Below are 21,986 nucleotides of genomic sequence, written 5' to 3' on the forward strand. Positions count from 1 at the left end.
GATCAGCGTTCCGGGGCCTGAAAGGTCAGACCATAGCTTTCGTAAATCGCAGGAATGCGCCCGTCCTGCAAGGCATAATTGATCGCATCATCAACGGCATAGGAAAGCGGGCGATAGCGAAAGTTGACGGCGACGCCCAAGGTCCATTTGCTGACCGCAAAACCTGCAAGGGGTGGTTGATGCACGTCGCTGCTGTCCGAAAGGCCAAATTCCAACTGCGAAAGCGGACCCATGGCGGCCATCACCTCGCCCTTGTTCAGGGCATCCATGGCATCGGCCATGGTTGGAAAGTGGCGGATATTGCCCGCCAGTTGGCCACCGACAAAAGAGGTCAGATAGAAATCAGCGATGGAATCGTTTTCCACGCCAACGGTGTCATAACGGAAATAGGCGGGGACCGGTTTTTCATCGGGATAGCTGGCCTTGTCATAGGCAATGGCGATGGATTCAGCGGCATATTGGCCAGTGAACACCACCTGTTCAACCCGGCATTTGAACGCGCTGTCATAAGGCACGCGCATCATCACATTCGACACGCGCCCGCCGATCACAGGCCCCTGCCAGATATTGTTGCGCAGATCAGCCTCCAGGTTTTCACCGGCATCGACAAAGTTGAAACGCGCCTCGACCCCCAGATCTTCGGCGATGAGACGGGCAATCTCAATATCGACGCCGCGCGGCTGGCCACCTTCTTCCCAGGAATAAGGCGGGAAGTCCTCGTAAACCGCGAACAGCATGTGGCCTTGGTCCTGGATCTGATCCAGTTCCTGCCCCACGATATCGCGGTCCACATTCTGAGGCCGCGCCTGCGGCGTATAGTCGGCGCAAGGGTCCTGGGCATAGGCCGCGCTGCCAAGAACCAGACCAAACGCAATCAATAATGAGCGTAGCAACAACTGGCGCACCCCTTACTGCGCTGCGGACAATCCAATCGTCAGCGTCTCGGCCGCGGCTTCATAAGCTTCGGGCGTGCCATCTATCAGCCCGGCGGCCCGAAACGCCACGCTGTCAGCCACTGGGGCACCGGATAGCGTCGGAATCTCGACCGCGATTTCGGTCAGGCGCGCCTTGAGCGCATCAGGATCAGCACCAGTGGTATCATCACCATATACGACCAGTTGATCGCGCATCGCCTTCAACTCGTCCGAGAAATCCTGCATCGCATGATCATCGGGCCGCGTTTCGATATAGGTACGAATGGCCCATGCGGCATCCTGGCCCAGCAGATCACCAAATGCAGGCATCTTGGTCACACCATTCTGGGTATAGCCCGTTCGGAACCGCTCCATATACCATTCATCGCCATATTCCTCGGCCTCAAGGAAGCGCAGATCAGGGGCCAAACCACCGGAAATCACTTCAAGACCGTGACAGCGGGCGCAGTTCTGGTTGTAGCCGGAGGCACCCACCTGCACCGCCTTCAGCCAGACCTCTTCACCCACCGCTTCGACGCGGTATGGATTTTCCGTCAACCATTCGTCGCCGGTTTCGGGCAACCCGGCGGTATCCACCGGCTGGGGGTTCACATCACCATGTGCGCTGACCAGCGTTGCCGTTGCTACGACGGCCGCAGCCACAAGGATTTCGCGTAAATTTGGTCTGTGCATCTGCTTAGCCTCCCAGCGGGTCATGTCTGATTTGGCTGATCTTAGGCAGGCCGCAGGGCCGGGCGATATAGGACCTTGGTTGTGTTTGGGCCCGACCAAGACCAAGGTCGTATACGGGCGGCTCGACCGGTTTGTTAACTCTGAAACAATGAGGACGCGTATTTTCCAATTCGCGCTGATCGGCACGTTGTGTGGGGCCATGGCGCATGCCGAGGTGACCCTGAATGTGGGCTATCTTTCGATCTACGAACCACAGCCCCCGACCTTGTCCAACCTTGATCCTGAACCAGAGGATATCGGCCTTGCCGGGGTGCAGACTGGCCTCGATGACAATGCGACGACGGGCCGGTTTATGGGCCACTCCTATGAACTGACCGTGGTTGTTGTCGGCGAAGGCGAAGACCCGCTGCCAGCCGCCGCCGCATTGCTGGCGCAGACGCCTTATTTGATCCTTGATGCGCCGACCGAGCAGCTGCTGGACATTGCCGATTTGCCCGAAGCCGAAGATGCGATGCTGTTCAACACCTCATCCGGCGATCTGTCGCTGCGCGATGCGGCCTGTCGCGGCAACCTGCTGCACAGCCTTCCGTCAGACGCGATGCGGACCGATGCGCTGGCGCAGATCTTTGTCCAACGTCGCTGGAACGATCTGGTGATGATCGCGGGCACCCACCCGCAGGATCTGGCCTTTGCTGAAAGTATGCGGCGTAGCCTGACCAAGTTCGAGCTGGATTTGTCGGGTGAGAAAACATGGGCCTTTGACGCAGATATGCGCCGTGCCGCCGCACAAGAGGTGCCGTTGTTCACGCAAGAGCTTGGTGATTACGATGTGCTGATCGTGGCGGATGAATTACAGGATTTCGGGCGCTACATCCTTTATAACACATGGCAGCCGCGCCCTGTTGCAGGGTCCGAAGGGTTGACTGCGGTCACATGGTCACCGGTCATCGAACAATGGGGGGCGGCCCAATTGCAAAGCCGGTTTGAAGAGGCGCATCAGCGCGACATGACCAGCCAGGACTACGCCGCCTGGGCCGCGATGCGCACATTGGGCGAGGCTGTGACGCGCACCAACAGCAGCGATCCGGGCGTCTTGCGTAACTACATCCTGTCAGATGAATTTGAGCTGGCGGGCTTCAAGGGCCGCCCCCTGACCTATCGCGACTGGAACGGGCAGTTACGCCAACCGATTGCCATCGCCCATCCCCGCGCTTTGGTGGCACAAGCCCCGCTGGACGGGTTCCTGCACCAGACCAACGAACTTGACACGCTCGGGCTCGACCGCCCGGAAAGCACATGTGAGGCCTTTCAATGATCCGACCTGCAACCCTGATCTGTGGTTTGTTAGTATCCCCGGTTTGGGCAGGCGAAATCTGGGTGACCAATGAAAAGGACGACACGGTCTCGATCATCTCGACCGAGACGCTTGAGGTGATCCAGACCTATCCGACCGGCGAACGCCCGCGCGGGATCACGTTTTCCAAGGACTTCAGCCGCGTCTATATCTGCGCGTCCGATAGCGACGCGGTGCAGGTGATGGACCCCAACACCGGTGAAATCCTGCATGATCTGCCATCGGGCGAAGATCCGGAGCAGTTCGTGCTGCACCCAAATGACCGCCATCTTTACATCGCCAACGAGGATGACGCGATCACCACCGTGGTGGACACCGAAACGCGGCGCGTCATCGCCCAGATCGATGTCGGGGTGGAGCCTGAAGGGATGGCCGTTTCGCCCGATGGCAAGATCGCCATCACCACGTCTGAAACGACAAACATGGCCCATTGGATCGACACCGAAACGCAGGAATTGTTCGCCAATACGCTGGTCGACAGCCGCCCGCGTCACGCCGAATTCGTCAAGGACGGCACGCAGCTTTGGGTCAGTTCCGAGATCGGCGGCACGATCACGATCTTTGATGTCGCCGACCAATCCGAGATCGGAAAGATTGATTTTGAAGTGCAGGGCGTTCACCCGGACCGCGTGCAGCCGGTGGGGTTCGAATTTACGGCGGATGAAAAAACCGCCTTTGTGGCACTTGGCCCGTCCAATCATGTGGCTGTAGTGAACGCCGATACGTTCGAGGTTGAGGACTATATCCTGGTAGGCCGTCGGGTCTGGCACATGGACTTCAATGGCGACAAGAGCTTGTTATTTACCACAAATGGGGTGTCGGGCGATGTAACCGTGATCGACGTGGCCTCGCGTACTGCTTTGAAATCAATCAAGGTCGGCCGGTTTCCGTGGGGTGCGGCGTACCGCCCGACAGATTAGGAATGTTCGATATGAGAATTCTTACAACCATTTTGGCGGCGACGGTTTGCATCGCCAGCGGCGCTTCGGCGCAAAATGCGATGTCTTTTGGTGCGGCAGGCCTGCTTTCGGGCAAGAACAAGGAAGACCTGCCGCCTATCATTCTGTCGGCGGGTGAACCGATTTCCTCGGCACCATGGGTCCTCAAATCCGGCACCTATTACGAGTTTGAGATTCTGGGTGACGGCAGTCAGGAACTGGCCCTTGTCGGACCGGAGTTTTTCCGCGCGATCTGGATTGACGAGATTGTCGTCGAAGGGCTGGAAATCCGTCCGCTTGGCCTTGATAGTGTCGAATTCGATGAGGCGGGCGAGATGGAAATCGGTTTCATCGCGATCAAACCCGGCGCATATTACATGAAGATCCCCGGCACGACCGGCGAAACACAACGGATTGAGATCACCATCGAATGACCGGCATTCGCGTCGCACACCTGTCCTACAGCTACGGCGCAAAAACAGCATTGGATGATGTGAGTTTCGAGGTCGCGCGCGGCGCGTTCTGCGCCCTGCTTGGTCCAAATGGTGCTGGCAAATCGACGCTGTTCAACCTACTGACCCGGCTTTTCGTCGCCCCATCGGGGCGGATCGAGATTGCTGGGCATGATCTGCAATCTAACCCCCGGGATGCATTGGCGAAACTGGGGATTGTGTTCCAGCAGACGACTCTGGATCTGGATCTGACCGTGCGGCAGAACCTGTCCTATTTCGCGGCTTTGCACGGGTTGTCGGGGCGTGATCGGGCGCGCCGTATCGACAGCGTGCTTGATCGGTTGGGCATAGCCGACCGAATGAGTGAAAAGGCCCGGACGCTGAATGGCGGGCACAGGCGCCGGACGGAGATTGCCCGCGCCTTGCTGCATGATCCGGCGGTGTTGCTGCTGGATGAGCCGACGGTGGGGCTGGATGCGGCGGCGCGCCGGGATATCACCGATCACGTGCATGGTCTGGCCAGTGATGGGACCACGGTGCTGTGGGCCACGCATCTGGCGGATGAGGTGGCGCCTGATGACCGGCTCGTCGTGCTGCATCAGGCAAAAGTTCTGGCGAACGGATATGCAAAGGAAATCAGCGGCTTGAAGCCTTTGCAACAGGCCTTTCTGGACCTGACGGGCGCTGACGCGTGACCGGATATCTGACAGCGCTGGCCGCCATCGTTACACGAGAGGCGTTGCGGTTTATTCATCAGCGCGAACGCTTTGTCGCCGCGCTTGTGCGCCCGCTGGTGTGGCTGCTGGTTTTTGCTGCAGGCTTTCGTGCGGCATTGGGGCTGTCGATCATTCCGCCCTATCAGACCTATATCACTTACGAGACCTATATCGTACCGGGGCTTTGCGGGATGATCCTGCTGTTCAACGGGATGCAGTCGTCGCTCAGCCTGATCTATGACCGCGAAATGGGGTCGATGAAGCTGCTGCTGACCAGCCCCTTTCCGCGCTGGTGGCTGTTGATGTGCAAGCTGGTTGGGGCCACGGCGATTTCGGTTTTGCAGGTCTACGCGTTCCTCGCCATCGCGGCAGCTTTCGGCATCACGATGCCGCTGCTGGGCTATCTGACTGTGCTGCCTGCGCTGGTCGTCGCCGGGATTATGCTGGGTGCGCTGGGGCTACTTTTATCGAGCTTCATCAAGCAGTTGGAGAATTTCGCGGGGGTCATGAATTTTGTGATTTTCCCGATGTTTTTTATGTCTTCTGCGCTTTATCCGCTATGGAAAATGGCGGAATCGTCCGAGTTGTTGCACGATATCTGCGCGGTCAATCCGTTCACCCATGCGGTCGAATTGATCCGCTTTGCACTCTATGTTGACTTCAACGGACCGGCGCTGGCTTGGACAGTTTTGGCGGCGGTTGTGTTCACTGCGGCGGCCCTTTGGGGCTATAGCCCGGAAGGGTCGGGAATACGTCGCAAGGGCTGACCATTTCTACGACCATAGCCCCGCTGATTTGCGCGACGAAACGTGCTAAGTCACGGATATGAAACATTTTGCCTTATCTGCCGCCCTGCTGTGCACGCCAGCTTTTGCCGAAAATGTCGAGGAGCTGGGCACGCTGAACCCTGACGAAATGTCATGGCAATCCTACGTCCAGAAGGCAGATGAGGGTGAGACCGGGATGGTCATTTGCTCGATGGGCTATGCACTGACCAAATCGGGCGATCATGTATCCGCGCGGACCTTGTTTCAGAACTGTGCTAATGACGGCTATACCGGTGCGATGACCTGGATGAGTCAGTTGGATAACAATGGGTTAGGTGCAGAATACGACCCCGACGCGGCGGCGGAGTGGGATCGCAGGGCAGCGGAAGCCGGCGATCCGGTCGGCAAGTTCAACTATGGTATCAGCCTGATGCGCGGCCATGGCGTTGCCCAGGACGAAGCGCGGGGACGTCAATTGGTGGCGGAGGCCGCAGAGGAAGGATTGCCAATTGCGCAGCGGTTGCAGGCGGCGAATTATGATCTGGATGAGGTGACGCCGGACGCGGATAACTGGAAATACGCGCCGCTGTTCTGAGAGGCCGCGCAACGTTCGGTGCCCTGTGCAGGGTCGCGCAACACCCCGGAATCGCCAGTGACCCGCGAATCGTAGGTTAACGCCTGCAAATCCTAGAAATAACGCTGTCGGCATCGCGTCGGACTTGCGTCGGCAAAACGTCGGACCCCTGGGGCCAGTTTTGCCGGATTAACGTAGCGGGCGGTGGAAAAGTGAATGCGCGGTTTACCTTTTGGGGTGGAACGACGCACGGACGTGCGTGGTGCAAGATTTCTTGAAGCCTTGTGGCGCGGGAACTAGGAGCCGGTCGGAGAATGACTTCACAAGCCTGCCTATATTTGACCACGCACAGGTTGAGCAAAGCGGAAGCCAACCCTGCCTCAATGAACAAATCCACCCATGAGCGGCGGGCAAGGCGTGTTCCCGTGCACGGCGATTATTGTCTTTTCAACATCGCAGACAGCGCTTCGACAAGCATGTGCTCTGTCGTCATTGGCGGCTCGGACTGCGTACAAATCTGATCTTCGTTGTGGAGTATCACAAATCCGTGGATCAGGCTCCAGACGGCATTGATCCGAATGTCGAATCTCGGGTCGCGCTGCGATAGGTCGGGCAAGGTGGCGCGGACGGCCGCATCAAGGAGAAGATAGGCCCGGCGCGATTGACTAGTTGGATCATTTGACTTTGGCGGTGCGGTGTCCTTGTCAAACATCAGGCGCAACATGACCGGATAGGCGATGCCAAACCTCAGATAGGCAACGGCCATTTGGCAAAGGACATCTGTTGGCGAATGCGATGCACCAGCCTTTGCAGCCTCAAGTGCTTCCGAAAGCTCTCGAAACGCATCCGATCTGCACTCTGCCAAGAAGGCGCCGAGCGTCTTGAAGTGATGGACCGGTGCAGCGTGCGACACCTGCGCCTTTCTTGACAACGCTCGCAGTGAGAATCCGCGCAAACCATCAGATTCAAGCATTTCGCGGCCAGCCGCGATCAGCGCATTGCGAAGGTCACCGTGATGATACGGAGCACGCTTGTCAGAGGGTTCAGACATCGGCATGCCCTATCTTAACACCAGACTTGTCATTGACAAGATCGTTTCGGATGCCATAACTTGTCACTGCAAAGATAAGAGGAGTCGATCAATGAAGTTTACGCTGAAAGTCGCCTGCGCCCTGACGTGTCTTGCCGCAGGATCACCCTTGGTGGCGGACACAGCCCAATCCGATCTGATCGGTGTGTGGCAAACCGGCCTGACCGAAGCACAAGCGCCCGGTGGCGGCCCAAGCGCATATCTGCGACAGACAACGGTCTTCACGGATACCTTGCAAGACATCCGCGCCGAGATTTTTGCCGACGCGGACGGTCAGATGCTGATCTTCACATATGCCTCTTCTGGTCCCTACATGCCTGTTGGCGCCTCCGATGTTGTCCCCGGTGCATTGAACCTCGAATTGATCAACGAAACATCGGAAGTGACGATTTATATGGATGTGCCGGATCTGATGGCGGCCGTCGGCATGGGCGACTGTGATCTGATTCTCAATGAGGCCATAAATGTCAGAGACTGTATCTCTGGCCCGCCGTTCCTTGTGACCGACTGCACTGACTTGGATCTAGTCCTGGTGGATCAGGGTGGTTCGCGTCTGCGGTTTGGCGATCAAAGCATTGACCGCTGCATCTCAAGACCGACAGAACTTGACGCGGCGCAGTTCTTTAAGGTCGAGCAATAAAATCGAGTGCATGGCACCCGCATATCTGTTCGGTCGGTTGGTTGTGTCAATTGAGCGAGCGGGCCATTTGACGGTTTGCGGGATCAGGTCCGCGACGGGTTGGTCCGGTCATTGGCGATTGTGGCGGGATCACCGGCGAGGGTGACGATGCGGTCGGCGAGCCGTTCGGCCTCTTCTGCGATGTGGGTTACCAGCACAGTTGTGACCTGATGGCTGTCCCGCAGCCGTGCAAAAAGGTTCATCATTTCGTCGGCCAGTTCGGGGTCGAGCGAGACGAAGGGTTCATCCAGCAGCAGGAGGGCGGGTTTGACCGCAAAGGCCCGCGCGAGCGACAGCCGTCGCTGTTGGCCGAGTGACAGCCTGTTGGGGTACTCATCCGCCCGGTTGCCTAGCCCGACATCGGCAAGCGCCGCATCAGCCTGTGCCGCTGACACGCCGGTTGCGATGGTGATGTTGTCGCGCACGCTGCGCCATGGCAGCAGGGTGGGTTCCTGAAAGACCATGGCGACCTTGCCATTGATCTGGCAGGTCCCGTCAAGGCTGAGCTGCAACCCGGCCAGCACACGAAGAAGGGAGGATTTGCCGATGCCGGACGGTCCCACCAAGGCAAGGGTCTGGCCATGCGGCACGGTCAGACTGATATCTGTCAGGATGGTCTTGCCGCCCAGGGCCAGTGAGAGATGCTGCAGCACCACGATGGGTGCTGCAGTCTGTGCGTCGCCCTCTGCCGTCGCCAGCACCTAGCTGCCGGTGGACAGGAACGTGCCATCAGGCAATGCGGTCGCCTGACCCAGCAATTCCTCGCCTCCCAGTTCATACATCAGTTCCAGCATCCGTCCGGCTGCGGCTTCGTCAATGGGTCCCGGCGCAGGGATCCCTGCGCGGAAACCGGCGACGAGGGCTGCGAATTGCGCATCCGTCTTGGCGTTCATGTTCGGTCGCAGACGCGCCCATTCCGCATCATCGGTGGCGAGCAGGTCCTTGGCCGCGCGGGAGGCGGAGGCCAGACCATTGATCAGGTCGGGGTTGTCGCGCACCATTTCGCCCCGCACCACGTAGCCCAGCAGCGGCGTTTCGGGATCGAGCCCCAGATCGGCGGAGGCGTCGGAGACGTCAATCAGGGTGCGCATGCCTGCGGCTTCCATCTTGGCGGCGAAGTGCCAGAAGTTGATGGCCGCCCCGACCTCGCCCGATGTAGCGGCCCCGAAGATGAGGGGTGGTGCGCCAAAGACCTGCTCGGTCTCGGTCACGAGATCCATATCGTGGTTCTTTTCCGCATAGGCCCGCAGGATCAGCCAGCTTTTGTCCAGCGGCCCGCCAGCGATGCCGATCTTCATGCCTGCAAGGTCGGTCAGATCCTGCGCCGGGCTGTCGCCGGGCACCATGAACCCTCCCACGGCCTTGGAATAGGGGATAAAGACGAAATCCTTGCCAGCCGCACGCTGCCGCGCCACCCAGAGCCAGTCTGAGACGATCACATCCGCCTCACCCCCCTGAAAGGCGACCTTGGCCGCCGCACCGCCAGCCATGCCCTGCACCTCAAGGTTAAAGCCGTTCGCGGTATCGAACTCATGGTGCTTTATCGTGTTCAGTTCCCAGTTGACGGTCCCGAACTCCAGAACCGCCGCGCGCAGTGTGGGCGTATCGGCCAATGCCATGGTTGACAGGCAAATGGCCGCGATTGCAGTGCCAAGTGATTTCATGAATGTCATTGGTGCCTCCCTGTTTGGGATCAGACTAGCAGTATCGCGGGCGACCGGAATAGGACCAAAGGCGGGTGTGCCCTATTCGATCACGATGCGGGGGAGCCAGTGACTGGCCGGGTCGCTTTCATGCAGGTCTTGCGGGCGCAGTGGCCGCAACTCGCCCTTGGGTGGCGGGGCCGAGAGCAGGTCCATATCCATTTCCAGCAGTTCGCCGGTCAGGATGCCGTCATCTTCTGACAGCCGGTAGTAGACCCCGTTCCACATGTTAATCCCGTAATCGGTTGCGTCCTTCCAGACGAACATGAGGTCATATTCCAGATCGGTCAGGTCGGCGGAGATATCGCGGTTGATGTCGTATGGGTACGGGACGTGGCACCAGTGTTTGCCCGGCCCCTCAAGGCATTTGAACGGGCGCATGGACAGGAAATGTCAGTGAAGACATCGCCGTTCATGTTGATTATGTAGGGTCCGGCGTCGGTCAGATCGACTGTCGCAATCGCGATCCGGTCGCCCTGACCGTCCTCGGCATAAACAATGCGGGTGTCGGCCGTTGCGACGGACCCAACGAGGGTGGCCACCAATGCCAGAACAATAACGCGCATGAAAACTCCCCCTGTTGCGCAGACAGGATAACGATGTTTGGCGCGGCGCGCTGCATGACCAAGGTCAGGGGGTCTGACGGGCGGATGCAGGTCACGATTGGCAGATCGAGAGAATGGTCTGTGTCAGAACGTCGGGCCTGGAAAAATATGCCGAATGGCTTGCCTTGATGTCCTCAACCCTGTCGACCCCGACTTTCTCGATGCACTTGTCCTGTAGTTGCGGCGTCACGGCGCGATCTTCGGTCAGGCGGATATAGGCGCGGGGAACCACCCCGTATCTGTCTGCCGACAGTTTCAGCCGGGTCAGTGCCGGACGCAGGGGTTCACGGCAAAGCAGGCTGGATGCGAGCGTCACGTCATCCTCGGAACAATCGTGATAGAGGCCTTCACGATAGATAGCCGGATCGAGCGCGTCCCAGAGACCGGCCTTGCTGACGGTAATATGGGATTGCAACAGCGAGCCTTTGTCCGCCGCAAAGTAGGGCGCTGCCATCCGATTGTGGGGGATCATGAACGCGGCCAGATAGACGACGCGTTTGATCCGGTCAGGGTAGGCTTCCGACACTGCAGAGGCGAGAACACCGTATCGGCTGTGCACGACAATTGTTGTCTGGCAATCCTGCCGCAGGGTCCTGCCGATATGCCGCACCATCGCGTTGAGGCTGACAAGTTGAGACAATCGCCGGTTGGCCCCGCGCCCGAGAAGATCAGGTACACTGACGCTATGCCCTGCCGCTATCAGGCGCGGTGCAATCTTGTGCCAGCACCATGCGCCGTGCCAACTGCCATGGGTCAGAAGAAAATGTTCCATCCCGGTCCCCCTTTTTTCGCCAGGTTTAGGGGGCGGCAATCGCAACCGCATTCCGTTTCTTGCGGATTGTGCCCGGGCGGGGGTCAAGCGCCGGATGGTCGTATGACCAAGGTTCTATATCCCGGTGGGGGCTTTGGGAGAATACTGAACGGGCAAGAGTCTGTCCTGCGGGGCGGGCTTGTTTCGCTTATGAACGGGAGAGGGAGGAGCAATGATGAAACGCTTCGTATTGGCCGCAACGGCTGCATTGATATCGGCAAGCCTGGCGCAGGCTGAAGTGACCGAAGAGATGCTCTTGAATGATACCGCATCCACCGGGGATGTACTGACAAACGGGATGGGGCGACATCTGCAGCGCCACTCTCCACTTGATATTCTAAACCGCGACAATGTGGAAAATCTGGTACCTGCCTGGGCGTTTTCGCTGGGCGGCGAAAAGCAGCGCGGACAGGAAACACAGCCGATCGTTCATGACGGAGTGATGTATATCACCGGGTCCTACAGCCGCCTTTACGCCATTGACGTGAAAACCGGTCGCGAGATCTGGCAGTATGATGCCCGTCTGCCCGAAGGCATCCTGCCCTGCTGCGATGTGGTGAACCGGGGTGCTGCCATCTATGGCGACAACATCTATTTCGGCACATTGGATGCCCGGATAGTGGCCCTGAACAAGGACACTGGCGATGTGGTCTGGAACAAGAAGATCGCTGATTACAAGGCCGGTTACAGCTATACCGCCGCCCCGCTGATCGTGAATGGTCTGATCATTACCGGCAATTCCGGTGGTGAGTTCGGGATTGTCGGCGCGGTCGAAGCCCGCGATGCTGAAACCGGTGATCTGGTCTGGCGCCGCCCCGTGATCGAAGGCCATATGGGTGAGTTGAACGGCGAAGAAAGCACCATGACGGGCGAGCTGAACGCCACGTGGCCCGGTGATATGTGGAAGACCGGTGGCGGAGCCACATGGCTCGGTGGCTCATACGACGCTGATACCGATACGCTGGTGTTCGGCACCGGCAACCCGGCCCCCTGGAACAGCTGGTTGCGCAATGCAGGCACCCCCACCGACGGCAATGCCGGTGATAACCTTTATGCCGCCTCCCGCCTTGGCATCGATCCGTCAAATGGTGAGATCAAATGGCATTTCCAGACCACCCCTCGCGAGGGTTGGGATTATGACGGCGTGAACGAGGTGGTTGCCTATACCGACCGCGACGGCAATGACCGCTTTGCCACCGCTGACCGCAACGGGTTCTTCTACGTGCTGAACCGCGAGGATGGTGCGTTTGTTTCCGCTGTGCCTTTCGTCAAGGATATCAGCTGGGCGGAAGGAATTGATGAGACCGGGCGCCCGATCTTTGTCGAGGATAACCGCCCGGGTGACCCATCTGAGTCCACGGATGGCAACAAGGGTGAGGTGGTCTTTGCCTCGCCATCGTTCCTGGGTGGCAAGAACTGGATGCCGATGGCCCATTCGCCCGTGACCGGTCTGTTCTATGTGCCGTCCAATGAATGGGGCATGGATATCTGGAACGAGCCGATCACCTACAAGCAGGGTGCGGCCTATCTGGGGTCCGGGTTTACCATCAAGCCGAACTATGAGGACCATATCGGCAGCCTGAAGGCGATTGATCCTGACACCGGCGACATCGTCTGGGAGTTCCAGAACCCCGCCCCGCTTTGGGGTGGTGTGATGACTACGGCTGGCGGTCTGGTCTTTACCGGCACACCAGAGGGTGAGTTCATGGCGTTTGACGACCAGACCGGAGAGGTGCTGTGGTCGTTCCAGACCGGTTCCGGGATCGTCGGCCAGCCGATCACCTGGGAACAGGATGGTGAGCAATATGTCACGGTCATTTCCGGCTGGGGTGGTGCTGTGCCGCTCTGGGGTGGCGAGGTCGCGCAGAAGGTGAACTATCTCAATCAGGGTGGTCTACTGTGGACATTCCGGTTGCCGCAGCAGCTTGCGGCGAATTGAGCTGATCGGGCAGACGCCCGTCGGACATGCGTAAGACAAGGCCCCCGAGGAGATCTTCGGGGGCTTTCTTGTTTTTGATCTGTTGGGTTGAATACCAGTTTTCTGCAGATGGAACCGCCCATCAAACAAGGCGCCCGCGACTTTGAGGTGCATTGCATATTGGGCGCCGCGAAGTGGGCTTTTCTTGGTCCTTGTCACAGGGCACAACAGCCCGACGAATTTTCGTTAACAACGCGGGACAGTCTGAGACAATGATTTACGTCTTACTATCTATTGCAGCATTTTACTTTGCTCAAAAATACTTGATTAAAGCTCTTGAGCGTCGACCAAACGCGGGCGGCGGAGCGAAAGAACGTGAGTTGGCTCGTCACGCTGAGATTGCTCGAAGGCACCTTTACTTCGAGCATGTCTTTCGTTTCTTCGGACCCTTGAAAACCGAGAGATATGTATTTGGAAGCCCGTTTTCGGCTATCGATTTCAAATTACTCACATCCTGGGATGCTGCGTGCATTTTCATTGCGCAAAAGATCTGGTGTCGTATTGGGCAGGATGAGAACGCACCTACCAGAGAGGTTTTCGACCGTTTACTGGACACCGTTGCACGGCAACTTCAAGACATCGAAGACTCGGTCGAATTCAGGCAACTGCCAGCGGCTGTTCAAAGCTCACCGGCTCAGCCTCCTGTTCGAGACTACGTATATCGCAGTGGGAACAACGTCCTGCCGCCAATCCCACTTCGTGAGATACAAGACGCATTTTACATGTGCTTTGCGGCGGCAAAGATTATCCAATCGAAATTTGATGAAAAAAACCGCGCGAAGGTGCAATCGCTGGAGAGTATCCCCGGAGTCATAGATGAGTTGGAGAGCTTTTTGCATAAGCGCGAAGACGACGTTGCACTCTTCAAGAAGATTGTGATGCTTGATGGATACGCGCCCGGAAAGGCCCTGACCCCCGCGCAACGGTATTTTCAGCTCGAACAGATTTTTTCGGCTATGGCAGCAATCGAAGCTGACGACGCGCCGATTTCGGTGAAGAGGCAGCACTTCGATAGACTAACGCCTTCGAAAGCCGGACCGCAGTATGTTGTGACTGCCTATATGGCAAAGTATTTTTTTAAGCGGCGCGACGTAACCGATGCAGAACATGCCTATGACATGCTGAAAGCCTTTGACCAGCGCATCAGAACAGATCGAATTGCTGCAGCCAGAGAAACTGATCTACAACGGTTCAGCGATATCATGTCGCACTACTCGCACGTAGTACCTAGAAGTGATCAGGACAATCATTTCCTTGACGAAAGGCTGGGTCCTCTGACTGATCACGAAATCTTGGTTCTCGCCGGGCTGGCCAAAATTCCAAACAAATACGAATTTGATAGAGAACCATCTGAAATCGACAAAACCGTTATTCCCTTTGCGCAAGCTGAAGGTCTTGTCGAGGAGTTGGAACGCCAACTGGAATTGGCGACCCGCGAGAGGAAGATGCCAAAAGAAAAGTTGGCGGCCTTACTTGCTGAAAAGATGGAAAAGCGTCTTGAACGTGACCCTCTTTCCGTTGTCCTGCGTCCCCAGGTGCCAATCAGATTTGATGAAATCCCACGCTCTTGGCTGGGTGGACTGCCACACATGCCTGACAGCATAGTGTGGCCACGGGGTGGGGCGAATTCGCTGCCGATGCACTTTGCCGCTCAAATCTGTTGCGCAGATCTGCCCGAAGAGTTGTGGTGTGGTCACGGTCCGCGTGAAGGCTGGTTGCTGTTGTTCATCGACGGGTACCGAATGGGCAATTATGATGGTTTTGACGGAGATTATCCGGACGGCTGGTCCAAGGTTATCCATATTGATGAACTGGGTCCGGAACGATCGCCGCCGGATGATATTCTGGGCGTCAGTGATCCACACTATGCCGGAGCAGATTACGATGACGCCCTTGATGAGACGGACATTCCGACCATCTGGCGAAAATGGCCGATTGATATCGTGCCTCAAAAGATCGAACTGGAGCCGGGCAAGGTTGTTTCTTTTGTGAGCCGGTCTTTCGCTCTGAAATCAACAACCGGCAAAGAACTGTACGGCGTCGACGATAGTGAAATTTCAGACAGGCTGATCCCGGAAGAATGTCCGCCACTGACTTGGGGTGGTGCCTTGAGTTTCACCAAATGTGCGATCAAGGAGCAAAGACGACACGCAAATGCGACTTATCTGGATAAATCTACCGAATTGCGGACCACGCCGGGATGGACGGCGCCCCTGATTTCCGGACTTGAAGAAGACCTGCGGGTCCAGAAAGCACAGCTGGACCAGGCCAAGAGGCGACTATCAAAAGCAATCGAGGAGCAATCCGGAAGAGAGCAATACCTGCGAGACGACATTCGCTCGCGATCGGAACGGATCGTTCGGCAAGAAGAAACGCTTGCTTTGCTGCTTCAAAATACCGAGGAGCTTCCCGAGCGCGCGTTGTCCGAAAAAATTACACATGATGCCGAGACACATGCGGCATGGTGGGCGGAACAAGCTGGTAAGCTGGACGATTTGCTTAATAAGATACAGGCGCGTGACCAGTATGCGTATATCTCGACAGATGAATGGGCGCACCTATATGCCCAGCTCTCCGGCATTCGGCGCTCGTTTCTGCGTATCGGTGTTTCAAAAGATGGGGGCCTTGGCGGCGCACATCTGATCGAAAGCAACGTGGTTAGTCGAGCCTGGCCTGAATCCGTTGTCCGGCAGCATTACCTGGATGTTTATGCGCACAGCTCAGCAACGCGCGATTTGATCCCGAAAGAGACGCAAGAAATTGTCGCAAAGATCGTCCGCGAGGTAAGATGGGGACGACCGCACCGAATGGGAGGACTGGCCGACCCCTTGCAAAACGACATGGGACCGGATGATCCACCGCTGCTGTTCCAGATCGCAAGCGACGATACGCTGAACTGGATGTGGGGTGACGCGGGCGCGATTTTTATCCACACGACCGAGCAAGAATTGGCAGATCGCGAATTCAGCGTATTCGCGAATATGGAATGCCACTAGCGGACAAGAACACTTCGCAGCGCATTTAAGCAATGAGAAGCGGGCACATGACGTCATTGGATGGATTTAAGGTGCTGAGGAACGGTCAGTTGCGCTGCTAGAAGGCGGTTATCACAGGCCCGAAACATCCATCAGCACCCTGCTCTCTTTCTGCCCAGCCTCTCAATGCCGCCCCCTCCTCCACTCTAAGACCTTTGGCGGATTGGCCTGAAATGCCAAGGCTTGTTATACAGAGTTATGGCCACTCTGGAACAGACCACGCAAACGCCGCTTTCTCCCGATACACCCAAGGGTTGGGCGCTGATTATTGATGATCATCCGCTGTTTTGTGACGCGCTTGAGTTGACGCTGCGCGCGCTGGACAACTTCAAGGAAGTCGTAACCGCCCCCTGCATGGAGGATGGTCTGCGTATTCTGGAGGAGAAGAAGGCCCCGGCGCTGATCCTGCTTGACCTCAATCTTCCGGATGTCAGTGGCCTTGATGGCCTGATCCGTATCAAGCGCTGTGCTGAGGAATGTCCTGTCGTCATTGTCTCATCTGTCACCGACAATGCCACGATCAATGGAGCCATTGCCGCGGGCGCGTCAGGCTTTGTGCCCAAGCATTCGGGCCGCGCCGTTTTCAAGGAGGCGCTGGCCGAGATCGCCAACAAGGGTGTTTACAAGCCTGCGGGCTTTGTCGAGCCTGCGGCGACAAGTGATCAGGCGCAGGCCTTGTCGCGCCTGTCGTCGCTGACCAATCAGCAGGGCCGCATCCTTGAGCTGATTTGCGAGGGCAAGCTGAACAAGCAGATCGCTTATGATCTGTCCATCGCCGAGGGCACTGTGAAAGCCCATGTGACCGCCATTATGCGCAAGCTGGGCGTGCAAAGACGGACCCAGGCGGTGTTGGTCGCGCAAGAGGCGCGCTTTTTTAACGTCTTGCCAAGTTCGAAATAGTCATCCTATCCTCTCCTTCCGGGGGGAAGATATCAAATGACCGCAGACCTTTCGTGTCGCGAAAGTTTGCTTTGCAGGGCGCAGGTGCGGTGTTCGACAACGCACCCGGTTGAGGCGTTGCGCGAGGATCTGGGTGACAGGCCCCTGTCACTGCTGGCGCTTTTCGTCACACCGCAGATCAGTTTCGATGCCGTCGTGCAGGAGGCAGAGCGGCTTTATCCTGACACCGATGTGGTTGCGTGTACCACTGCCGGCGAGATCGGGCAGGACGGCTATGATGAGGGGTTGATTGTCGCGGTCGGGTTTCCGCAGTCCGATTTCGCCTCGACATCTTTGGCTATTCGGGACCTTGATCAGTTTCAGGCGGCGTTTGAGATGGACCGAATTGCGCAGGAGCGTGTGGCGCTTCTTGAACGCAGTGCTGATATGGAGGCCGGCTTTGCCTTTCTGATGATTGACGGGCTGTCCTTGCGCGAGGATACGGTTACCGCCAGCATATCCCCGGCCTTGCGTGATATGCCGCTCTTTGGTGCGTCTGCCGGGGACGGGGCCGCATTCCAGAACACGCTGGTTGCTTTGAACGGTCAGGTTCTGACCAACGGTGCCGTTCTGAACCTGATCCGCAGCCGTCACCGAACCGAGGTCTTCAGCCTCAACCATCTGATCCCGACCGAGACCCAGATGGTTGTGACGGATGCGGACCCGGAACGCCGCATCGTCAAGTCGATCAATGCCGAACCGGCGGCCCGCGAGTATGCCCGCATTGTCGGCAAGGACCCCGATCAGCTGGATCGTTTCACCTTTGCCTCGCACCCGGTTGTGGTACGCATTGGGGGCGATCATCATGTGCGTGCGATCCAACAGGTCAATGAGGCGGGCGAGCTTGTGTTCTTTTCCGCCATCGACGAAGGCATGGTGCTGACCGTGGCAGAGCCGCAGAACATGGCCGCCCATCTGCGCGCAAAAATGGCGATGCTGTCGGAAAAGACGATGTTCACCGATATCATCGGCTGCGATTGTATTCTGCGCCGTATCGAGGCCGAACAGACGCAGATGACGCGGGAGTTGTCGCAGGTTCTGTCGGAATACAATGTGACCGGCTTTTCGACCTATGGCGAACAGATTGGCCCGCTTCACGTCAACCAGACCATGACCGGCGTTGCATTCTATCGCAAGGACGCGGCCAACTGATGTCTATCGTGAACCCCAATGATCCGATTGAGAAGCAGAACCAGAAGCTGCTGGTGATCGCGCAATCGCTGATGCGGCGGGTGGAACAGAAGAATGATCAGTCAGGTCTGGCCTATCAGCAGTTCGAGCGTGCCGCACTTTTGGAGACGCAGGTCAGGCAGCGCACGAAGGAGTTGGAGCGCACGCTAGACCTGCTGCAGGAATCCAACACCCAGCTTGAGCATGCAAATGTCGAGACCGAGGCCGCCCGGTCCAACATTACCGAGGCGCTGGAAACCATCAATGAAGGTTTCGCCCTATTTGATCCCGATGAAAAGCTAGCCCTGTTCAACAGCCGTTTTTGTCGTGACATCGCGGATGTCGCTGACCGGCTGGTCGAGGGGCTGCATTTTGACGACTATGTCAATCTGGTTTCGCGCAGTGAACATCTGGCCATTCCTGACAATGAGACACCTGCGGATTGGGCGGCCAAGCGCCTTTCACGCCATAACCGCGACCATGTTGTATTCAACGTCCGGCTGACCTGGAACCGCTGGCTGCAGATCAGTGAACACCGCACACCCCGTGGCGGTACCGTGATCCTGCAGACCGATGTGACCGACATAATGCGGCTGGAACGCCAGCAGCGCGACAAGATGTTGGACCAGCAGGCCAAGATCTTGCAGGCCACGCTGGACCATCTGAACCAGGGCGTCTGTATCTTTGATCATGACAAGAAGCTGGTGGGCTGGAACAAGACATTTGATCGCATTCTTGCCCTGCCCCCGCAAAGCACGATTCACGGGCTGGAGTTTTCCGCCCTTTTGCATCTGTTGCGCAATGATTTGAAGTTTCACGGCGATTTCGATCATGACCGGCTAGAGACATGGGCCCATCGCCGGTCGCGCCGCCAGCCCATCGCGTTTGAGATCACCCGCAAGGACGTACAGATCCTGAGCGTTTTTGCCCAGGAGATGCCAGATCGAGGTTTCGTCATCAGCTTTACCGATGTCACAGCAGAGCGTGAGGCCGCCCGCGCCCTGTTCGAGATGAATGAAACGCTGGAGCGCCGCGTGATTGAGCGGACAGAGGAATTGGGCGAGGCGCTGGAAGAAGCCGAACGTGCCAATGCCTCCAAGTCGCGGTTCGTGGCCGCGGCCAGTCATGACCTGTTGCAGCCTTTGTCAGCGGCCAAGCTGTTCATGTCCTCACTCGCGGATCGGATGGACGACCCGGAGGCCCTGGGTGTTTTGGGCAAGGCTGAAACCGCACTGATGGGGGTCGAACATATTATCGAGGCGCTGCTTGATATCTCTCGGCTGGATGCAGGCAAGGCGGTGTTTGATATTCAGTCGGTCCCCCTGTCCGCCGTTCTGAAACCGCTACGCGATGAATTGACACCGATGGCACTGGCCAAGGGGCTGGACCTGCAAATCATCGATTCCAGCCTGAGCGTGATCAGTGATCCCGGTTATCTGCGCCGCATCTTGCAAAATCTAATCGCCAATGCGGTCAAGTACACGACCACCGGCCGCGTGATCGTTGGGGCGCGCCGCAATGGCGGGTCGGCCCGGATCGAGGTGTGGGATACGGGCCCCGGTATTGCAGAAGACGACCGGCAGACGATTTTTCAGGAGTTTGCCAGGCTGGACCGCCACACGAATAGTGACGGGCTGGGTCTGGGCCTTGCGATTGTGGAACGCGCGGCCAAGGGGCTGGGTCACGATCTGAGCCTGTGGTCCAGCGTGGGCCAGGGCAGTTGCTTTTCGCTCAATACGCGTATCGCACCGGAAATGCGCCCCGCCACCAAGGCCAGCCCGCAGTTGCAAAGTGACTGGAGCAATGCGCTGGACGGTATGATCGTTCTTCTGGTCGAGAATGACATGCAGGTGGCCCATGCCCTGTCGCTGATGATCGAGAACCATGGTGCAGAGGTTCTGCTGGCCCACAGCGCGCGGGAAGCGAAGGATTTGCTGGGTGAAATCCAGTTGGTCCCAGATGTTCTGTTGCTTGATTATCAGCTGGGGGCGGGGGCGCATGGGCTGTCCCTGTATGATGATATCCGCGAGACATATGGCCCTGTTCCAACCGCCATCATCTCGGCTGATCGGAGCATGGAGTTGCAGCACGACTGCGGGGCGCTTGGCTTGCGTCTGCTGGCCAAGCCCATCGACAAGGAAAAACTGCTGGGCTTTCTTGCGGCGACCGACGTTGGCGCGGTGCAAACGCTGACGCCGAGGGCAGGATGACAGCTGCCGCCCAATGCGATCTTTTCTGCCTTCGGGCATTCGACCAAATCTCTTGTAACGAATCCCTTCGTGTCATTTAGTTCCTGGCGGGGGACGAACTGATTGACAGATAAGACAATTATCGTTGTGGGGGCCGGGATTGTCGGCGTGGCGACGGCGCTGTGGCTGCAGCGCGATGGCTTTGATGTCACCCTTGTGGATCGCGAAGGACCGGCGGCGGGCACCTCCTATGGCAATGCCGGTATTCTTGCGGCGGGGTCGATTGTGCCGGTCAGTGTGCCGGGCCTTTGGCGCAAGGCACCGGGGCTTTTGTTTGATCCCAACCAGCCGCTGTTTTTGAAATGGCGCTATCTGCCCCGCCTACTGCCGTTTTTGCGCCAGTATCTGGGTCAGGCCCGCAATGTGGATCATATCGCTGCCGCGCTGTTTACGCTGTTGCATGATGCGGTCGATCAGCATCACGCGCTGGCGGGTGGCACGGATGCCGCCGCCTATCTGAGCGATGACGACTGGATTTACGGCTATCCGGACCGCGCCGCCTATGAAGCCGACAGCTATGGCTGGGAAGTTCGCCGTAACCATGGCGTTCGGTTCGAGGAGATGACAGCGGATATGCTGGCCGCCCATGACCCCGCGCTGGCCGGACGGTTCGGGTTTGGTGTGCGTTTGTTGCAGCATGGCCGGATCAGCGATCCGGGGGCTTATGTCACCGCACTTGCCGCCCTTTTCGCCGCTGAGGGCGGCACGATCCGGCAGGCCACCGTGACCGACATGATCCTGTCGGACGGGCAATGTTCCGGGCTTCAGACGGATCAGGGTGTGCTGCGTGCGGGTCAATATGTTCTGACGCTTGGCGCGTGGTCCTGTCCGCTGGCGCGCAAGCTGGGGATTACCGTCCCGATGGAATCGGAACGCGGCTATCACATCGAGTTCGTGAACCCGTCGATCAGTTTCCGGAATACGATCATGGTGGCGGCGGGCAAGTTCGGCATGAACAGCATGGACGGCCGGTTGCGCTGTGCCGGTGTCGTGGAATTCGGCGGGCTTGATGCGCCGCCCTCTGCCGCGCCGTTTGCGCTGCTGCGCCGGCAGGTGGCGGCCTTGTTTCCCGGACTGACATATGATCGGGTGGATGAATGGATGGGGCACAGGCCCAGCACGGCAGACTCGCTGCCCGTGATCGGACGCGCACCTAAGGCAGAGAATGTGCTGCTGGGCTATGGCCATCAGCATGTTGGCCTGACGGGTGGCCCCAAGACGGGGCGTTGGCTGGCCGCGCTGGCCAGCGGGACGCCCCCAAACACCGATCTAGGGGCCTATGCCCCCAATCGCACGACCCGGAGATAACCCGGGCATGA

20 protein-coding genes are annotated in these 21,986 nt (G+C 58.0%); 13 read left to right on the top strand and 7 right to left on the bottom strand.

Translation table 11 applies throughout. The annotated features are described in order from the left end of the window. Positions 1 to 2: 2 nt before the first annotated feature. Entirely contained in the window at positions 3 to 896 is an 894-nt protein-coding gene (locus ACFWW4_RS01040; protein WP_411889160.1) for a substrate-binding periplasmic protein, read from the bottom strand. Positions 897 to 908: 12 nt separating this feature from the next. Next, positions 909 to 1,607, bottom strand: coding sequence for a cytochrome c-550 PedF (pedF, locus tag ACFWW4_RS01045; protein ID WP_411889161.1), 699 nt, complete (start codon positions 1,605 to 1,607; stop codon positions 909 to 911). A gap of 148 nt (positions 1,608 to 1,755) precedes the next feature. Between pedF and ACFWW4_RS01050 the strand changes: the two genes are divergently transcribed. Genes ACFWW4_RS01050 through ACFWW4_RS01075 form a run of 6 tightly spaced genes read left to right on the top strand, consistent with a single transcriptional unit; the run spans position 1,756 to position 6,429 of the window. Continuing rightward, positions 1,756 to 2,922 carry an ABC transporter substrate-binding protein gene (locus ACFWW4_RS01050; protein WP_411889162.1) on the top strand — a complete coding sequence of 389 codons (1,167 nt, stop codon included), beginning with the start codon at positions 1,756 to 1,758 and terminating at the stop codon, positions 2,920 to 2,922. Then, positions 2,919 to 3,881, top strand: coding sequence for a YVTN family beta-propeller repeat protein (locus ACFWW4_RS01055; protein ID WP_411889163.1), 963 nt, complete (start codon positions 2,919 to 2,921; stop codon positions 3,879 to 3,881). Before ACFWW4_RS01050 ends, ACFWW4_RS01055 begins: the two co-directional genes overlap by 4 nt. A gap of 11 nt (positions 3,882 to 3,892) precedes the next feature. Continuing rightward, entirely contained in the window at positions 3,893 to 4,333 is a 441-nt protein-coding gene (locus ACFWW4_RS01060) for a hypothetical protein (RefSeq protein WP_411889164.1), read from the top strand. Then, entirely contained in the window at positions 4,330 to 5,046 is a 717-nt protein-coding gene (locus ACFWW4_RS01065) for an ABC transporter ATP-binding protein (RefSeq protein WP_411889165.1), read from the top strand. The genes ACFWW4_RS01060 and ACFWW4_RS01065 overlap by 4 nt, the downstream gene beginning before the upstream one ends. Next, positions 5,043 to 5,834: an ABC transporter permease gene (locus tag ACFWW4_RS01070; RefSeq protein ID WP_411889166.1), complete on the top strand. Its 792-nt coding sequence runs from the start codon at positions 5,043 to 5,045 to the stop codon at positions 5,832 to 5,834. Before ACFWW4_RS01065 ends, ACFWW4_RS01070 begins: the two co-directional genes overlap by 4 nt. A gap of 58 nt (positions 5,835 to 5,892) precedes the next feature. After that, positions 5,893 to 6,429, top strand: coding sequence for a tetratricopeptide repeat protein (locus tag ACFWW4_RS01075; protein ID WP_411889167.1), 537 nt, complete (start codon positions 5,893 to 5,895; stop codon positions 6,427 to 6,429). Between the two features lie 415 nt (positions 6,430 to 6,844). On the opposite strand, the gene ACFWW4_RS01080 is transcribed toward ACFWW4_RS01075, so the two are convergent. Continuing rightward, positions 6,845 to 7,459, bottom strand: coding sequence for a TetR/AcrR family transcriptional regulator (locus ACFWW4_RS01080; protein ID WP_411889168.1), 615 nt, complete (start codon positions 7,457 to 7,459; stop codon positions 6,845 to 6,847). A gap of 91 nt (positions 7,460 to 7,550) precedes the next feature. Between ACFWW4_RS01080 and ACFWW4_RS01085 the strand changes: the two genes are divergently transcribed. Continuing rightward, positions 7,551 to 8,138 (top strand): hypothetical protein, encoded by a 588-nt coding sequence (locus tag ACFWW4_RS01085; RefSeq protein WP_411889169.1) that lies wholly within the window; start codon positions 7,551 to 7,553, stop codon positions 8,136 to 8,138. Between the two features lie 83 nt (positions 8,139 to 8,221). Here the strand turns inward: ACFWW4_RS01085 and ACFWW4_RS01090 are convergent, their stop codons facing one another. From ACFWW4_RS01090 to ACFWW4_RS01105, 4 genes are all read right to left on the bottom strand, one after another. Beyond that, the gene (locus tag ACFWW4_RS01090; RefSeq protein ID WP_411889170.1) at positions 8,222 to 8,878 is read right to left on the bottom strand and encodes an ABC transporter ATP-binding protein; all 657 of its coding nucleotides are present in this window, start codon (positions 8,876 to 8,878) and stop codon (positions 8,222 to 8,224) included. Then, positions 8,879 to 9,850 (bottom strand): ABC transporter substrate-binding protein, encoded by a 972-nt coding sequence (locus ACFWW4_RS01095; RefSeq protein ID WP_411889171.1) that lies wholly within the window; start codon positions 9,848 to 9,850, stop codon positions 8,879 to 8,881. 72 nt (positions 9,851 to 9,922) lie between these two features. Next, complete coding sequence (locus ACFWW4_RS01100; protein WP_411889172.1) at positions 9,923 to 10,261, bottom strand: hypothetical protein; 339 nt, start codon at positions 10,259 to 10,261, stop codon at positions 9,923 to 9,925. Between the two features lie 276 nt (positions 10,262 to 10,537). Beyond that, entirely contained in the window at positions 10,538 to 11,257 is a 720-nt protein-coding gene (locus ACFWW4_RS01105) for an alpha/beta fold hydrolase (RefSeq protein ID WP_411889173.1), read from the bottom strand. A gap of 214 nt (positions 11,258 to 11,471) precedes the next feature. Here ACFWW4_RS01105 and ACFWW4_RS01110 point away from each other — a divergent pair, with 214 nt between their 5' ends. The 6 genes from ACFWW4_RS01110 (at position 11,472) to ACFWW4_RS01135 (ending at position 21,975) form a co-directional block, all read left to right on the top strand. Continuing rightward, positions 11,472 to 13,235 (top strand): PQQ-dependent methanol/ethanol family dehydrogenase, encoded by a 1,764-nt coding sequence (locus ACFWW4_RS01110; protein ID WP_393927853.1) that lies wholly within the window; start codon positions 11,472 to 11,474, stop codon positions 13,233 to 13,235. A 251-nt stretch (positions 13,236 to 13,486) separates the two neighbouring features. Further along, positions 13,487 to 16,270 (top strand): DUF1963 domain-containing protein, encoded by a 2,784-nt coding sequence (locus tag ACFWW4_RS01115; protein ID WP_411889174.1) that lies wholly within the window; start codon positions 13,487 to 13,489, stop codon positions 16,268 to 16,270. 237 nt (positions 16,271 to 16,507) lie between these two features. Beyond that, positions 16,508 to 17,209: a response regulator gene (locus ACFWW4_RS01120; protein WP_393927870.1), complete on the top strand. Its 702-nt coding sequence runs from the start codon at positions 16,508 to 16,510 to the stop codon at positions 17,207 to 17,209. Positions 17,210 to 17,245: 36 nt separating this feature from the next. After that, on the top strand, positions 17,246 to 18,400 hold the full coding sequence (locus ACFWW4_RS01125) for an FIST N-terminal domain-containing protein (protein WP_411889175.1): 1,155 nt from the start codon (positions 17,246 to 17,248) through the stop codon (positions 18,398 to 18,400). Beyond that, positions 18,400 to 20,628 carry a PAS-domain containing protein gene (locus ACFWW4_RS01130; RefSeq protein WP_411889176.1) on the top strand — a complete coding sequence of 743 codons (2,229 nt, stop codon included), beginning with the start codon at positions 18,400 to 18,402 and terminating at the stop codon, positions 20,626 to 20,628. Before ACFWW4_RS01125 ends, ACFWW4_RS01130 begins: the two co-directional genes overlap by 1 nt. A 102-nt stretch (positions 20,629 to 20,730) precedes the next feature. Next, positions 20,731 to 21,975 carry an NAD(P)/FAD-dependent oxidoreductase gene (locus tag ACFWW4_RS01135; protein ID WP_411889177.1) on the top strand — a complete coding sequence of 415 codons (1,245 nt, stop codon included), beginning with the start codon at positions 20,731 to 20,733 and terminating at the stop codon, positions 21,973 to 21,975. Positions 21,976 to 21,986: the final 11 nt, after the last annotated feature.

Source organism: Yoonia sp. SDW83-1 (assembly GCF_046762885.1).
GTDB lineage: Bacteria > Pseudomonadota > Alphaproteobacteria > Rhodobacterales > Rhodobacteraceae > Yoonia.